This is a genomic window from Streptomyces sp. NPDC050264, from assembly GCF_040655895.1.
Taxonomy (GTDB): Bacteria; Actinomycetota; Actinomycetes; order Streptomycetales; family Streptomycetaceae; genus Streptomyces.
In genome coordinates this window covers 177,004-192,757 of record NZ_JBFAKV010000017.1, presented here as the reverse complement: position 1 = coordinate 192,757, position 15,754 = coordinate 177,004, and the positions used below count along the sequence as shown (strand labels likewise).

The 15,754-nt window shown below is 68.8% G+C and carries 13 protein-coding genes; 6 read left to right on the top strand and 7 right to left on the bottom strand.

The window, feature by feature from the left end:
• Positions 1–607: 607 nt before the first annotated feature.
• Entirely contained in the window at positions 608–814 is a 207-nt protein-coding gene (locus AB0J02_RS28125; protein ID WP_363196564.1) for a hypothetical protein, read from the top strand.
• A 21-nt stretch (positions 815–835) separates the two neighbouring features.
• Here AB0J02_RS28125 and AB0J02_RS28120 read toward each other — a convergent pair whose 3' ends face one another.
• A complete protein-coding gene (locus tag AB0J02_RS28120) occupies positions 836–1,189 on the bottom strand; it encodes a DUF4333 domain-containing protein (RefSeq protein WP_363196563.1) in 354 nt (117 codons plus the stop codon).
• Positions 1,190–1,430: 241 nt separating this feature from the next.
• Here AB0J02_RS28120 and AB0J02_RS28115 point away from each other — a divergent pair, with 241 nt between their 5' ends.
• The gene (locus AB0J02_RS28115; protein ID WP_363196562.1) at positions 1,431–2,150 is read left to right on the top strand and encodes a hypothetical protein; all 720 of its coding nucleotides are present in this window, start codon (positions 1,431–1,433) and stop codon (positions 2,148–2,150) included.
• A 70-nt stretch (positions 2,151–2,220) separates the two neighbouring features.
• On the opposite strand, the gene AB0J02_RS28110 is transcribed toward AB0J02_RS28115, so the two are convergent.
• From AB0J02_RS28110 to eccB, 6 genes are all read right to left on the bottom strand, one after another.
• Positions 2,221–2,745, bottom strand: coding sequence for a hypothetical protein (locus AB0J02_RS28110; RefSeq protein ID WP_363196561.1), 525 nt, complete (start codon positions 2,743–2,745; stop codon positions 2,221–2,223).
• A 35-nt stretch (positions 2,746–2,780) separates the two neighbouring features.
• On the bottom strand, positions 2,781–4,076 hold the full coding sequence (locus AB0J02_RS28105; RefSeq protein ID WP_363196560.1) for a putative T7SS-secreted protein: 1,296 nt from the start codon (positions 4,074–4,076) through the stop codon (positions 2,781–2,783).
• Positions 4,077–4,136: 60 nt separating this feature from the next.
• The gene (locus AB0J02_RS28100; protein WP_363196559.1) at positions 4,137–4,442 is read right to left on the bottom strand and encodes a hypothetical protein; all 306 of its coding nucleotides are present in this window, start codon (positions 4,440–4,442) and stop codon (positions 4,137–4,139) included.
• Positions 4,443–4,682: 240 nt separating this feature from the next.
• Positions 4,683–5,291: a hypothetical protein gene (locus AB0J02_RS28095; protein WP_363196558.1), complete on the bottom strand. Its 609-nt coding sequence runs from the start codon at positions 5,289–5,291 to the stop codon at positions 4,683–4,685.
• A complete protein-coding gene (gene mycP / locus AB0J02_RS28090) occupies positions 5,288–6,598 on the bottom strand; it encodes a type VII secretion-associated serine protease mycosin (protein ID WP_363196557.1) in 1,311 nt (436 codons plus the stop codon). Before mycP ends, AB0J02_RS28095 begins: the two co-directional genes overlap by 4 nt.
• A gap of 43 nt (positions 6,599–6,641) precedes the next feature.
• Positions 6,642–8,174: a type VII secretion protein EccB gene (eccB, locus tag AB0J02_RS28085; protein WP_363196556.1), complete on the bottom strand. Its 1,533-nt coding sequence runs from the start codon at positions 8,172–8,174 to the stop codon at positions 6,642–6,644.
• A gap of 501 nt (positions 8,175–8,675) precedes the next feature.
• Between eccB and eccE the strand changes: the two genes are divergently transcribed.
• The 4 genes from eccE (at position 8,676) to AB0J02_RS28065 (ending at position 15,729) form a co-directional block, all read left to right on the top strand.
• Positions 8,676–9,839 carry a type VII secretion protein EccE gene (eccE, locus tag AB0J02_RS28080; RefSeq protein WP_363196574.1) on the top strand — a complete coding sequence of 388 codons (1,164 nt, stop codon included), beginning with the start codon at positions 8,676–8,678 and terminating at the stop codon, positions 9,837–9,839.
• Positions 9,839–10,576 (top strand): hypothetical protein, encoded by a 738-nt coding sequence (locus AB0J02_RS28075; protein ID WP_363196555.1) that lies wholly within the window; start codon positions 9,839–9,841, stop codon positions 10,574–10,576. Before eccE ends, AB0J02_RS28075 begins: the two co-directional genes overlap by 1 nt.
• A gap of 363 nt (positions 10,577–10,939) precedes the next feature.
• On the top strand, positions 10,940–13,555 hold the full coding sequence (locus AB0J02_RS28070) for an SCO5717 family growth-regulating ATPase (RefSeq protein WP_363196554.1): 2,616 nt from the start codon (positions 10,940–10,942) through the stop codon (positions 13,553–13,555).
• Between the two features lie 287 nt (positions 13,556–13,842).
• Entirely contained in the window at positions 13,843–15,729 is a 1,887-nt protein-coding gene (locus tag AB0J02_RS28065) for an ABC transporter substrate-binding protein (protein WP_363196553.1), read from the top strand.
• Positions 15,730–15,754: the final 25 nt, after the last annotated feature.

Genomic DNA, 15,754 nt, shown 5'->3' with positions numbered 1-15,754 from the left:
TCGTTGTGCAGAGCCGTCCAACTCACGGTCATCGCCGTTAGGTTGGAAAGGGCTCACTGCATCAAGAGTGACCACTTCCGGTGCGAATCGGGACAACCTCCCACGCTCAAATGGCGATCGGCGCGACACCCTTCCGTGGGGCTCCCACACGCGGACCGGTCTCGTAGGGATGAATGCAGACATTCGAACCGGCACAGCTCTGGAGCCTCCACGAGACGTCCACAAACGAAATCCAATAGATCGGAACTGCACCCGATGTGAAAGCCTCGGCGAGTTGCTCGCTTGCCCCGGAGCCGGGGCCTCCACAAGGCGGACACGGGCAGGTACACGGGGGCGTCCATGGCACGGGATGCGTGGGAGCAGCTGAAGGCGAATGCCCCGATCAGCAGTCGCCCCAGGTGCAGTTGGAGACGGCAGCGCTGCCCATGCAGAACGGCGACCTCAAGGTGAGGCACAGCGACCTGGCCATGATCGGCGGCCAGGTGCACACGCCGGACGACAACTTGTGGGACGAGGCCCGGCTCAACCACGTGTCGAACCGGTGGGACGAGCGCGGCGGCGACCCGGGCAAGAAGAACCCAGGCACGCCGGAGCAGGCGACGAGACGATGTCGGACGACCAGCGATTCGCCTACGCCGGTATGGGCGGCGTCGGCAAGAAGGCGTCCTGCAAGTCGACGAACCATCCCGAGCAGGACCTCTACGCGGTGGTCCAGGCCCTGGCCCTCGCGTCCGGCGTCGACGACGAAGCCGCGATGAAGAAGCTGATAACCGGCTACACCAAGGCCGTCGAACGGTCCGCGACGTGCCGGTGAGCCCTGCCGACTGTACGGCCCTCAGCTCGCGGCCGGCGTAGGCGTCTCGTCCGCCTTGATGCCGAACTTGACGTCGTCACCGTCGACCGACGTCACCGTGACCGTCACGCCCAGCGTGCTGCCGTCGGACGCCGTGAGCTTGCAGCGGGTGGTCTTGCCCTTCTTGCCGACGAGGTCCTCGGGGCACGTGATGTCCGGCTTCGCCTGGCCTGTCGAGGCGGCGAGCTGCTGCGCGACCGTGTCGGCCAGCTTGCCCTTGGACACCTTGGGGTCGGAGCTGCCCACGCTGACCGAGCCCGCGCAGCCGACGAGCAGGGCGCCTGCGGCTACGGCCGAGAGGCCCCACGTGACGGCGGAGAGGCGGGACTTGATCATGGTGGTTCCATTCCAGGTGGCCAGGCAGGCGAAGGCATGGGGACGCGCGGCACATTCGGCGGCCCGCGGCGCGCTCAGCATAGGGCGCATACAGGGCACACACTTGACGCATTTCATCCTCTACCCGGCAGATCGCGATGCTTCATGGAGTCTTCGCCTCGCCACCAAACGATCTTCACTCTCAGCACTCCAGGGCAAGCACAGTTCACAGGAGCACATGAAATCCGCAATAATCCGGGCCATGGAGCAACTGCTAATGATCCTGGCGAAGGTGGCCTTCTTCGCCGCCATCGTGGGGATGTTCACCCTCGTCATCAGAGCGTTCGTCCGCAGCAACAAGGAAGACAAGCGCACCAGAGAGGGCTGGGCCGAACTTTCGCGCGTCGCGGCGAACCGTGGTTGGACGTACGAACAGCGAGCACGCGGACGGGCCACCGAATATTGCGGTGTGGGCCCCATGCCGGGCAGCGGCTCGAACCTGACTGCATGGCACTACATCACAGGGGATTTTCGCGGACGCTCCTTCAAATGCTTCGAGTACCGCTACTCGAACCCCCTATCGGGCAGCAGTGGCGTCGGAGAATCAAAGAAGCTCACCATTGAGACGGTCATCCTGGTCACAGCGCCCGGCTCAGGGCCGTTCATGCAGATCGGGCGCCCAGGCAAGCTGGACACAGTGCTCGGACGGGGGCCCAGGACACTGCTCGGCGTGCCGGAATTCGATGAAAAGTTCCGCCTTGACACCCGAGACGAATCTTTTGCCCGGAACATTCTGGACGACACGTTCATGGCCTTCCTCCTCTCGGATCCGCGTGCCCAGAAGTCCCCGATCCGGGTGCGCGACGACGAGTTGTTCACTTGGTACGCAGGCACCCTGTCACCGCAGGCCCTCGAAGAGAGGTTGAACTACCTGTGCGATGTGCTCGACCGGATTCCCGCTCAGGCCTGGGCAGCAGCCTGACGACGGAGAGTGCCCCTTGTCCCGGAGCATGGTTCCGCCGGGACAAGGGGCACTGCGCATATGTGGGCGGCTATTCCGCCCGAGCCGGAGACTCATCGGCCGGACGCACTGTCCGCAGGAATTCCTTGTAGTCCCCGATAACCTCGTCCAGTTGGTTCTGCTTTGCCGTGAGTACGATTTCGATCACTGCGCGCTGAGCCGGATTCCGGACATCTTCCATGCCCAGGTACACCTGACTCTGGCACAGCTCGATCGGCTCTCCCCGCAGCGTGGTGGAGAGAACGAGGTTCTGCACGATTCCCGGGGCATCTGTGAGGCCTGGGAGATCCGGCGTGCCGATCTCGGCCTTCTTTAGGACGCGTACGGGGCCGCCCTGTTCCAGCCGCGGCACCGATTCGTCGGCGATCTGCGACATGGTGGTGGCGTCATTGCGCATCCCACCTGAGATGGTGATGTTCGCCGTGAATCCGCCGTCGATGGACGCGGGGTGGAGCGCAACGAAGGCTACGTTCGGCGCTCCCACTTCGTTCGGCGGTGCCGCCTGCCATCCGTCCGGCAACGAAAAAGTGATCTTGACCGGCAACGTGGCCGTCATGGTGGATCCAATCCCTCGGTGAACTTCGACTCCGGCTAGAGCCAACTGCCGACCGTGTGGTCCCAGGCATCGCCCACAGCGTCGGCACCGTCGCCGAGCGCATCGGTCACCTTGCCGGTATCGACGGACACATTGAAACCGACCTTTCCACCGATACCCAAACCGGCTCCGACCTCGCCACCGATGGTGAACTTGCCGTTCTTCATTCCAAGGTCCGCCTTGGCTTCGGCGCCCACCCCCGCCCAGGCCTCGCCGGTCACACCGGCGCCCACGCCGGCGACATCGGCGGAAGCCGACCCCGTGGCCTTGGCTCCGGCGAATGCCTCGGCACCTGCGTGCAGTCCATCCTTACCGGCGGAGAGCTTCGCCTGGGCGTCCGCACCGACGAATGCCTTGCCCTCGCTCTGCAGAGCTGCGTAACCGTATTCGACGTTGCCGCTCGCGGATGCCTGAGCGAGGTACGCGGTCCCGGCGACTCCGGCCTGCAGTTGCCCGTTCGTGATGCTCGCGCCGACGGAACCGTCCACGCCGAGCGCCGACACGTCCGCCGCGTACTTCCCCTTGAAACCACCCCCCGAGAAGTCACCGGACGCCAGGTTCTTCGACCACAGACTGCCCTTGTCGGACCACTCGGCAAGCTTGATGCTCACCTCGGCCTTCTTGCCTGGTGTCGCGTCACCGTCCTCGGACTCGGCCGGCTTGTTGCGGAAGTACCAGTTGCCGTCCTCGTCCTTACCCCACACCTTCTCCGTGTGGCGAGGATTCTCCTGGGTGCCGAACCACGTCTTGCGTTCCCTGGCCCACGCTTCGGGCGCAATGGCGCTCTTGCCGACCCCGTGATCCTCGGCCCACTTCTTGACGTCCACCCCACTCCTGACCGCCACCAGCCAGTCAGGGCTGTCCTTGGCGCTCCCTGCGAGGCCGGTGAGCTTCTTGCCGAGTCTCTCGGCCTCTTCCTTGAGCTGCTTGCGTGCGGCGCTCAGGGTGGTCTCGGCCGCTTCGTGACTCCCGGTCTTCCACTGATCGATCGCCGTTCCGGCCTGCCCCTGGGCCCAGGTCAGGGTGGACGCGTAGGAGTGGATGGCCTTGGCGGCGCTGGACATCGCATCGCTGGCGAAGTACCAGTTGGTCTTCTCCTTACCCAGGGTGGGCCAGAAGGCATCGCTGGCCTGACCCACCCAGCCCTTGATGCGCACGTCGCGCAGTCCGTCACCGATCTTCTCGAACGTGCCCGACCACTTGTTGAGCGTCGTCTCGAAGCCACCGATCTTGCCGGCGTCCCCCGGGATGAGGTCCTTCGGGTCGTTCGTCGACCCGAGTGCGCCTGCCATGTCTACGACATCCCCGTTCCTGTCATGTCCCCATGCCTACGCCACGCGTATGTACGGGCCTTAAGCCAGCGCCGTCTTGACGGACTTGACCGCGCCACGGATCGCCTCATCCGTGTCCTCGTAGTCACCGTTGGCCTTGTCCAGACCGCCCGCCAGGGTCGCCGCGCAGTCGGCCAGGAAGCCGGATCCCGACTCCCACGTCGCGCAGAACGTCACCAGTGCCGCGCCGGCGTCGTCATCCTCGATGGCAGTGGCACCATCGGAAAGGTCACCCAGGTCCACTTTCTTGACTGGTTTCAGGACGTCCAGAATGTCCTTCGCACCGTGCTTGAGGACACCTGGTCCCACTCCGAGATCACCAGCCACGACAGCTCCCCGTTTTCCAACTCCGCCTGGTCACAGGCGTATCAGCGCTGAGTTAATGAACGCTATCAGCGCAAACACACGCGCAAACGCGCCCTCACCACCCCTTCACGACTCCGCCCCGATGCCGCGACAGTCATTTCGAGCGAGGTCGGCACAAGTCGAAAACCCGCCAACCCTTGAGAGGTCGCCGGTTGCATGCGGAAGGGGCAGCAGCCGGTGACTCGTGCGCCCCGTTCGAGATCAGCAGGCCCCGCCCCGCGCCGTCACAGCCAGTCGATACCCCAACTCCCGATAACTCCCGCTGCTTTCGCCCCCCGCGATCCCCGGCGGCGTGTGGTCCAGCTTCTTGTCGCGGGAGTTCTCCACGTGGAGGCAGAAGGCCTTCTCCGTGCCGTTCGCCTGGACCGTGAAGTCTCCGGCGGTGTCCGCGTCTCCGGACACCGGTGACGCGCCCACGCTCGATTCCGGGGCGCCGCCGCCTCCGTAGCGGATCACCCTGTCCTCGATGAGCGTCGCGTAGTCGTCGAAGTAGGCGTTGTCGTGGATCAGCGTGTCGACGCGGTACCAGTAGCCGTCCAGGTTGTCCGTCGTCTGCTGCACGGCGCTCGTCAACTCGTCGTGGCTCCATCGTGAGTTGCTGTCCAGCGCCAGTGCCTGCGCGCCTTGCCACACGCCCCACAGAGACATCGCCAGGAACAGGACCCGCGCCGTCACGAAGGCCGACGTGGGCAGCTCCCCGCCCGACGGATAGGTGCGGCGGCGGATCGAGCGGACCCAGTCCGCCCTGACGCATGCCATCGCGATCAGCAGGGCCGACAGAGCGAAGAGCAGCAGTGCCAGGCCCGTCACGCGCCGCGATCCGCCCCCCTGCGCCGCGCGTCCCGTACCGCCACCGCCCCGCCCGCGAGGCCCAGGACCACCACTACCGCGCCGACCGCCGCATAGGTTCCCAGGCGGGAGTTGCGTTCGTCGGCGGTTTCGCCGAAGTGGACGGTGGCGAGGTCGGGGGGCTCGACGTTGGCGGCGGCCGTGTCGGGCTTCGGGGACTCGATCGGGTTCTTGGGGTCGGCGATTTCGGTGACCGCCCTGACCGGGTCGACGACACCCCAGCCCACCCGGTTGTCGTGGCCGGGGATGGAACGCTCCGCCGTCTCCTCGATCTGAGCGACGATCTGTTGTGCCGTCCACTCCTTGTGGTGCTGCTTGAGGAGCGCGGCCACGCCTGCCACGTACGGGGCCGAGAAGCTCGTGCCGTTGTCTGAGCAGTGGCCGCCCTTGGGGACGGTGGAGATCATGTCGACGCCGGGGGCCGCCACGCCGACCTGGTTACCGGACTGCGAGAAAGATGCCCGCTCGTTGTTGCGGTCCGAGGCCGCGACCGCCAGGACTCCCTTGTAGGAGGCGGGGTAGGTCGCTTTCTGGTTGCCACCGAGGCCGTCGTTGCCCGACGAGGCGACCACGACCACCTTGTGCTGCAGGGCGTTGTTGACTGCCTGTTCCAGCTTGGAGTCGGGGGCCAGCGCCTTCTCCGTGTCCTGGGAGATGTTGATGACGTCGGCCCTGGCCTGCACCGCGTAGTTGATCGCCGTGGCCAAATCGTTGGAGTCGCCGTGGCCCTCGGCGTCGTTCTGCTTGATGGGGATGATCGTGGCGTCGGGGGCCAGGCCCACGAAACCCGTGTTCTTCTCGTCCTTGCGGGCGGCGATGATGCCGGCGACGCGGGTGCCGTGGCCGACCGTGTCCGTGGTGCCGTGCTCGTTGCCGCGGTCCTCGATCTTCTCGCCCTTGTCGTCCTTCGGGGGGAGGAAGTTGCGGCCCGCCGACACTTGTACGGCGTTGGTGAGTTGGGGGTTCTTCGTGTCCACGCCGGTGTCGATCACCGCCACCCGGACGCCCTTGCCTGTCGCGCTCTCCCACAGTTCGTCGAGGTTGACGCGCTGCAGCGACCAGGGGCGCCCCTTGTAGTCCTTCCCGCCGAACGTGCACTCCCCGCCGTCCGCCGTCGCCGGCGCCGCCGGCAGCGCGAGTACCGACACGGAAGCCGTCAGTGCCGTGGCCGCGACCAGCGCGCCCGGGCGCCGCAGGGCCCGCCTCAAGTGAGTGAGGTGCGTCAGCCTCACGTGCTCCACCTGCTCCACGTTCTCTGTACTCGGCATCAGTTGGTGGCCTCTCCCCGTTCCCATCGCGCCCGGTCGCCGCTTACGAACCCTGCGGCTGGCCGGCGTCCGGCTTGGACAGGCGCGGCCCGGTGGGCAGGAACGCGGACCAGGTCATGGGGATCGGCTGCGGTGTCACCTTGTCGTAGCCGAGCAGTTTCTGCGTGATCTGCGTTTCGTTCTCCAACGCCTTGCGCTCCTTGGCGGAGGTGCCAACGCTGCTGTCGCTGCTCGTGCTGTCGGCGTTGGACTGCAGCGCGTAACGCAGGCCGGTGTCGGTGACCAGGAAGATGCCGCCCGCCTTGGTCTCCGTGCCCTGGATCTGACGGAAGACCTGACCGGAGCCCGGCGTGACGTACGCGCTGGAGGAGCCGGTCGGCAACTCGTGCGGGAAGTCGGTGCCGACCCAGGTGGAGAGCGTCGTGCCGTCGGCGCCACCGACCTTGCGCAGGACGTTGCAGACGGTGTTGCGGCCGCTGATCGCGCTCGCGCCGTCGTTCACGGTCTCCGGCTGGTACATGGGCCACTTGGCGCTCTCGGCCTCGAACGGCACGCTGGTCGGGACGGCGGCGGGGTTCACCTGTTGCGCCTGGTCGGACTGGTTGACGTCGACGAGCTGCTGGCTGTTGAGCAGCAAGCGTGAGGTGAACTCGGAGATGCGCGCGACCTTGCCCTGCAGCACCACGTAGTACTGCGTCTTCGTGCCGTCGAGCGACTTGAGGACCGTGCCGACCTTGTCATACTTGGCGTTGCCGGTACCCACGACCGCGTTTGCGGTCTGGCCGGGGTTGCCGGGGACGCTCGGGATGGCGACGGGGTCACCCTGGTGGAGCGTCTTCAGCCAGTCGGACGAGACGCGCTGGGGGGTGCGGCTCTGGGTGTCAAGCGCGGTGAGTACGCCCTCCTGCTTCGGGTCGGCAATCGGGTAGGCGGTGCCCTTGGCGTCGACGACGTACTGCTTCTTCGTGACCGAGTCGGCTACGTACATGAGGTCGCCGCCGTTGAGCTGGTTGCGGCCCTCGGTCTTCTTCCAGTCCTTCTTGGCGAAGACGAACGCCGCCTTCTGGATGGCGCGGCCACCGTCGCTGGGGCGTTCGCACACCATCCAGCGCTTGGCCGCCTTGGCCTCGGCAGCGCTGGGCAGGCGGTCGGGGGCGTACGGGATGCCGAGGGTGGCACCGTGCGAGATGTCGCCGTTGTCGAGGACGCCCTCGTCGACGGTCACAGCCTTGTCCGTGTAGTCCTTGAGGAGCAGCTTGGCCGAGGCCATGTTCAGGACCGGATGGAGCTGCTTCTGCTTGCCCGTCGTCAGGACCACGTACCGGGTGGTCGAGTCGCTCGCGATAATGACGTTCGTCGCCGTCTCGTCCCAGTCCTTCGGCGCCGTGGGCTTGAACAGGCCGATCCCGCCGAAGACCGCGAGGATCACCACGCCCATGATCGTGCCGGGCAGCAGCGCCCGCAGCGGCCTGGGTGCTCCCTCCTCCGAACCCGACGGAGAGGGCTGTACGAAGGAGGCAAGGGTGCGCCGCTTCGCGAAGGTATAGGCGTTGAGTTCGTCCCGCCGTGATGCCATCTGTGTCCGCTCTCTCCCCGTGCGGAGCCGTGGGGGCGCGTTCCCCCGACTTCGGTCGACCGGTGTCGACTGTGCGTGCCTCGGGCCGCCGATCGACCGTCGTGCGGCTGCCGTGGCTGTCAGACCCGGCCCCTACTATGCCTGTTACGACGTTACGCGTGTGGCACGGGTAGGGTGCTGAGCCCTTCCAAGGGGCCCGAGGGGTCTTTTCGAGGGGCCTTTGCGTATGGGATTTCGGGAGAGTTCGGGGGGTTTGGAGTGATGGCTTCCGCAACGCGGGCTCGATCGCGGTCGCAATCGAGGTCACGATCGGGTGACCGTTCTGGACAGGGTTCGCCGCATGGCTCCCCTTCTCCTTCACAGACGTCACACATTCCTGCACAGAACTCGCGTGATTCCCGTTCGGGCTCCGGCTCCCCGGCGCCGTATCGCGGGGCCGTGACGCCGCACCTGAAGTCGCGCTCCGGCCGCGGCGGTTCGTTCCGCGCGCAGCGGCTCGTGATGATCGAGCTGGCCGCCGCCCTCGTGGTGTGCGGCTGGGTGGCCGGGACGATGGCGATGATGGCGACCGGCGCGGCCGCCGCCGTACTGCTGGTGCTCGCTCTTGTACGTCGCCGGGGGCGCTCCCTGCCGGAGTGGCTGGGCACCGTGCTCGCGATGCGGGCCCGGCGTCGCGCCGCGGCGGGCACCCCGGTGCCGCCCGGGACCGAGCCGGGTCTCGCGCCCGCCGTCGAGTGCGACCCGAGCCTGCGGACGTACAGCCACAACCGCGGCGACGACCGCGACCAGCGCCCGGTCGGCATGGTCGGCGACGGGGGCTTCCTGACCGCCGTGCTGCAGGTCGAGTCCGACGCCACCGCGCTGCGGGCCGAGCGCAGTCGCAGGCCGCTGCCGGTCGGTCTGGTGCGGGACGCGCTCGAGGTGGACGGCATTCGGCTCGAGTCGGCGCAGATCGTGCTGCACACGCAGCCCGCTCCCGCGCTGCACCTGCCGCAGCAGTCGGTGGCCGTGAGCAACTACGCGCCGTTGCAGGCGCAGACCGGGTCGCCCGCGGTGCGCATCACGTGGATCGCGCTGAAGCTCGACCCCGAGCTGTGCCCGGAGGCCGTGGCCGCCCGGGGCGGTGGCGTGGTCGGCGCGCAGAAGTCCCTGGCGCGCGTCGCCGAGCATCTGTCGAGCCGGTTGCGCGGTGCCGGGTTCCGGGCGAGCGTGCTCACCGAGGAGGAGCTGATCTCCGCGGTCGCCACCTCCGCGTGCGCCAACCCGATGGTGACCGCGCAGGCCGGCCGGAGCGAGGCGCCGCAGCGGCGCACCGAGGAGTCCGGGCGCAGCTGGCGCTGCGACAACCGGCGGCACACCACGTACTGGGTGCGGCGCTGGCCCCAACTGGGCGCCGGTGGCGCGACGTTGCCGCAGCTCATCGCCCAGCTGACGACGGTGCCCGCGCTCGCGACGACGTTCAGTCTGACGCTGGCCAAGGGCGACCAGCAGGACGTCACCATGGCCGGGCACATGCGGATCACGGGGCGCAGCGACAGCGAGCTGACCACCGCCCGGCGTGACCTGGAGCGGGCGGCGCGCCAGGTGCGCACCGGGCTCGTCCGGCTCGACCGTGAGCAACTGCCCGGCGTTCTCGCCACTTTGCCGCTCGGAGGTGCCCGCTGATGGCCATGACCAGCCAGTTCCCCGATCTCGGTGAGCGCCTGCGGACGGGGTTCGGCCTGCTCGGTCCCCGTCACCAGCGGCACTCCCTCTCCCCCGAGCAGCTCGACAGCCTGTCGCTGCCCATCGGGGACGACGGCGTGGTCGTCGGTGTCGACGCCGAGGGACAGCCCGCGGTGATGGGCGTCAACCGCCCGACGCCGTACGACATCGTGCTCATCGGCGGCCTGTGGACGGCGCAGGTGCTCGCGCTGCGGGCGGCCGCGACGGGTGCGCGGGTGGCCGTGGAGACGGGCCGCGCGCAGCAGTGGGCGCAGCTCGTGCAGGCGGTCGGCGGCGGGCAGTCGGGGATGACCGTGCACGACGTGGGGCGGGTTCCGCCGCAGGGTGCTTCCGCCGGAGGTCCCGTGCTCGTCATCCGTGACTGCGGCATGCGGCCCCCGCGCGGGCGGGTGGCCTCCGCGCCCTGGCAGTCGGTGCTGACGCTGCTGCCGTACCTGAGCCCGGTCGCGCCGCGCCTGATGCGCCAGGCCCGGCTCGTCGGCGTGCAGCGGGTGTCACCGGACGAGGCCAACGAGATCGGGCGCGTGATAGGGCTGCCGCGCGGTGAGTACGAGTCGCTGCCGACGCTCGCCGACGGCGTGACCCTGTGGTGCACCGACCGCGACCGGCAGTACGTGATGACGCAGGCGACGGACGCCGAGACCGGATTGTTGGGAACCGCGCGACGGATGGACTGAGTCGTGCGCGCGCGTCGCCGGTTGCCCGGGGACGCGGGCGCGCGTCCCGCGAACTCCAGCCGTTTTCCGCATGATCCGGACATTTTTCGGCGCCGGGCAGGGATCGTTCGTCACGTTTTGGTGTACGTACGCGGCAGGTCCGGGCGCTCTCGGGCCCTACGTGACGCAGCGGACATCCGCGACGGGGTGGACGGGCCTGCCGTGCATGTGGTTTTCGTGATTAGGCTGGGGCAGGACGTGTTGTGAGCACTCGTGTGCGGGTGCCGCTGGCGTCAGGGGGCCAGGGGGTCAGCCCGGCGGATCGAACAGGAACGGTCGGCCCCCAGCACGGCACGAGGGTGCTCGACCACACCAGGAGGCATTGTGAACAGCGATCGGGACGGTATCCGCGGGGGCTGGGATTCACCCGTCGATGATCAGTCCGACGCGGAGTCCAGTGTCGAGATGACGGGCGAGTTCACCATCGACTACGCCCCGCCGGCCTGGTACACGCAGAACGCGTCGGCGTCCGGCGCCGCGCCCGAGCCGCCCGCGCCTCCGGTGCCGCCGGCCCCCGCGCCCGTTCACCCGGCCCCGGTTCCGCCCCCGGCCGCCGCGGCACCCGTCGCCCCCGAGCCGGACTCCGGTTCCGGGAACGGGGACCTGGAGAGCGGCGCGACCATGAAGTTCTCCGCGGCCTCGCTGAAGCGGGAGTTCGCGGAGCTGGCCGCCCGCGACGAGCAGCAGAGCACCGCCGGAACGCCGAACACCGCCGCACAGAGCCCCGACGCCGCGTCCGCGCCCGCGTCCAGCGCCGGTACCCACACCGGTACCGGTCCCGATGAGTCGCCGCGGTCCTGGGTGGACACGCACGGCACCTCCGGCGACGACGCCGCCGAGCCTGCCGAGCCCGCCGAGGCCTCTGCCGACACGGACTTCGCCCTGGCCTCCGCGGACACCGCCGCGAGCGAGGAGACCCCGGGGCCCCCGGAAGCCGCCGCGGACCCGGACGGGGACGACGAGGCGGAGCCCGCCGCCCCGGCCCCCGACACGGCCGCCCCCGACGCTGCCGCCGCCCCGGTCCCGGTTCCCGAAGCCGCGCCCGTGGCCCCGCCCACGGCCCCACCCGCAGCCACCGGCGACGTACCGAACGCGCCCGCCGAGGCCTGGACTCCCCCGCCCGCGCCGGACGGCGGTGTCCCGCCGCTGCCGCCGGCGTTCCAGCCGGCCGCGCCGCCCGCCGCCCCGCAGTGGACCGATCCCGCCGCGGCGCAGCAGCCCCCCGCCGCGCCGCCCGGCTGGCCCGCGCAGCCCGCTGCCGCGGCGCCCGCCCCGCCGGCGCCCCAGCAGACCCCGCCCCAGAGCGGCTACGGCTTCCCGCAGCCCCCGGCGCAGCCCCAGCCTCCGGTCCAGGGCCACCCCGCGCCCAACGCCCCTGCTCCGCAGCCCGGTTACGGCTTCCCCCCACCGCAGCAGCAGCCCCCGGCCCAGATCCCGCCGCAGCAGCAGCCGCAGCCCCCGGCGCCGGGGTACCCCCAGCCACAGGCACAGCCCCCGCAGCAACAGCAGGGCGCCGGCTACGGCTTCCCCCCGCAGCAGCCCCAGCCGGGAGCGCAGCCCCCGTACACCGCTCCGCAGCAGCCGCCCGCCCCGGCGGACCCGCGCACCGGCGCCGCCTGGCCGCAGCCCGTGCAGCACGACCAGCGTCAGCCCACGAACGTCGGCGGCGCCCCGCTCGGCTACACGGCGGCCGTGGAGCTGTCGGCGGACCGGCTGCTCAACAACAAGCGGCAGAAGGCGAAGAGCACCCGCCCCGGCGGTGGCAACGCGCGCTTCAAGCTCGGCGGCAAGAAGGAAGAGGCCGAGCGGCAGCGGAAGTTGGAGCTGATCCGCACGCCGGTCCTGTCCTGCTACCGGATCGCGGTGATCAGCCTCAAGGGCGGCGTCGGCAAGACGACGACGACCACGGCGCTGGGTTCGACGCTCGCGACCGAGCGGCAGGACAAGATCCTCGCGATCGACGCCAACCCGGACGCGGGCACGCTCGGCCGCCGGGTGCGCCGCGAGACCGGCGCGACCATCCGCGACCTGGTGCAGTCGATCCCGCATCTGCACTCGTACATGGACATCCGGCGGTTCACCTCGCAGGCGCCGTCCGGCCTGGAGATCATCGCGAACGACGTGGACCCGGCGGTCTCGACGACGTTCAACGACGAGGACTACCGCAGCGCCATCGACGTGCTCGGCAAGCAGTACCCGATCATCCTGACCGACTCGGGCACGGGCCTGCTCTACTCCGCGATGCGCGGAGTCCTGGACCTGGCCGACCAGTTGATCATCATCTCCACGCCGTCCGTGGACGGTGCGAGCAGTGCCAGTACGACGTTGGACTGGCTGTCCGCGCACGGCTACGCCGACCTCGTCTCGCGCTCCATCACGGTCATCTCCGGAGTTCGCGAGACCGGCAAGATGATCAAGGTGGAGGACATCGTCAGCCACTTCGAGACGCGCTGCCGCGGCGTCGTCGTGGTCCCGTTCGACGAGCACCTGTCGGCCGGCGCCGAGGTCGACCTCGACATGATGCGGCCGAAGGTGCGGGAGGCGTACTTCAACCTCTCCGCGATGGTCGCCGAGGACTTCTCGCGCGCCCAGCAGCAGCAGGGCCTGTGGACCTCGGACGGCAATCCGCCGCCCACCATGGCCCCGCCGATGCCCGGCGGCCAGCAGTACCCGGGGCAGCAGCCCTACCCCGGCCAGCAGCCGTACCCGGGCCAGCAGCCGCCGGCTCCGTACCCGCCGCAGCAGGGCATGCCGCCGCAGGGCCCGCCCCAGGGTCCGCCGCCGCCCGCGCAGCCGCAGCAGCCGGGTCCCCAGCCCGGCTGGCAGGTGCCGCCGCCCCCGCCGCAGGCGCACGGTCAGCAACCGGCGCAGCCGGCCCCGCAGCCACCTCAGCAGCCGGGGCCGCCCCCGGCATGGCAGCAACAGCCGCCACAGCAGTAGGGGCAACTCCCCGAAAGGCCCGCACCATTGGACGGTGCGGGCCTTTCGTGTGTTCCGGAGCGTATCTCCGCGTTATGGGCGCTACGGCGCCACGCCCTGGCCTGCAAAGCGGCAGAGGTCTCGACCAATGTGCGTGAAATGCAGGTCAACTCGTTATTTCCGCAGGCCACATGGGGTTCACCTGCCGTTGACGTGCGTCAACTGCCGCTGGTAAACCAACACTTCATTCCACCTGAAAACTCAGAGTCCAGCCATGCTGTGCGAGCGATGCGTGAGGTCCCCGACCGATGGATACACAGGCTCAGCAAGACAAGCACCACAGAACGGCCCGTCCCGGGCGCCGCGGCGTGCGGCTCCTCCTCGCGGCCGGTGCCGCTGCCTTCACCCTGACGGCGGGCCTGGCCACGCCGCTGAACCCGGCTCCGCAGCAGGCGCAGGCCAAGGCCGACAGCGGCAAGAAGACCCTCACGGTGGCGGTCGCGCAGAGCGTCGACTCGCTGAGCCCGTTCCTCGCGCAGCGCCTGCTCAGTACGAGCATCCTCCGCCTGACGAACGAGTTCCTGACCAACTACGACCCGAAGGACAATCACGTCATCCCGGGGTTCGCCACCGAGTGGAAATCCTCGTCCGACAAGTTGACGTGGACGTACACCATTCGGTCGAACTCGAAGTGGTCGGACGGCCAGAAGGCCACCGCGAAGGACGCGGCCTTCACGTTCAACAAGATGATGACCGACGAGGGCGCGGCGACCGCCAACGGCTCGTTCGTCAGCAACTTCAAGAAGGTCACCGCACCGAGTGACACCCGGCTCGTCATCGATCTGAAGAAGCCGCAGGCGACGATGACGGCGCTCGACGTCCCGATCGTGCCGGAGCACATCTGGAAGGACGTCAAGGACTACTCGAAGTTCAACAACGACGAGAAGTTCCCGGTCGTCGGCAACGGTCCGTTCGTGCTGACCGACTACAAGACCGACCAGTACGTGAAGCTGAAGGTCAACAAGAGCTTCTGGCGCAAGTCGAAGACGCCGCAGTTCGACGAAATCGTCTTCAAGACGTACAAGGACCAGGACGCCGCGGTCGCCGCCCTGCGCAAGGGCGAGGTCTCCTTCGTCGCCGGCTCCCCCGCGCTGACGCCCGCCCAGGCGGCGTCGCTCAAGGGCGAGAAGAACATCAAGGTCAACGAGGGCCCGGGCCGTCGCTTCTACGCGATCGCGGTGAATCCGGGCTGGCAGACCAAGGACGGCAAGAAGTTCGGCGACGGCAACAAGGCGCTGCTCGACCAGAAGGTGCGCCAGGCGCTGTTCCGCGCGGTCGACACGAAGACGATCGTCGACAAGGTCTTCCAGGGCCACGCCGTGCAGGGCGCGGGGTACATCCCGCCGCGCTTCTCGGAGTACTTCTGGCAGCCCTCGGACAGTCAGAAGCTGACGTACGACGCGACGGCCGCGGGCAAGATGCTGGACCAGGCGGGCTACCCGCTCAAGGACGGCAAGCGCGTCGGCAAGGACGGCAAGCCGCTCGACTTCCGCATGCTGTGCCACGCGACCGACCCGAACGACAAGGCGGTCGGCAAGTACCTCAAGGAGTGGTGGGGCAAGATCGGCGTCGGCCTGAAGCTCAACTGCGTCGACGACGTCTCCGTGCCCTGGTACGCGGGTGAGTACGACCTCGCCTTCGACGGCTGGTCGGTCAACCCGGACCCGGACTTCGTCCTCGGCATCCACACCTGCGCCGCTCTGCCCACCAAGGCGCGGGAGACCGCGGCCACCGACAACGGCATCTGCGACAAGACGTACGACGAGCTCTACAACAAGCAGCTCGCCGAGTACGACCCGGCCAAGCGTGCCGGTTACGTCAAGCAGATGGAGTCGTGGCTGTACGACTCCGGGTACATGAATGTCATGGCGTACCCGAACGCGGTCGAGGCGTACCGCACGGACCAGATCAAGTCCATCCAGACGATGCCCACCGCGGCCGGCAACATCTACGGCCAGGACGGGTACTGGAGCTGGTGGTCGGCCGAGCCCGCCTCCGCGTCGAGCAGCGACTCGGACTCGTCCGGTTCCTCCACCGGCCTCGTGATCGGGATCGTCATCGCCGCGCTCGTCGTCATCGGCGGCGGCGTCTTCTTCGCCAGGCGGCGAAGGACCACGGCGGACGACCGCGAGTAGTCATTTCCTACGAACGGTCAACACC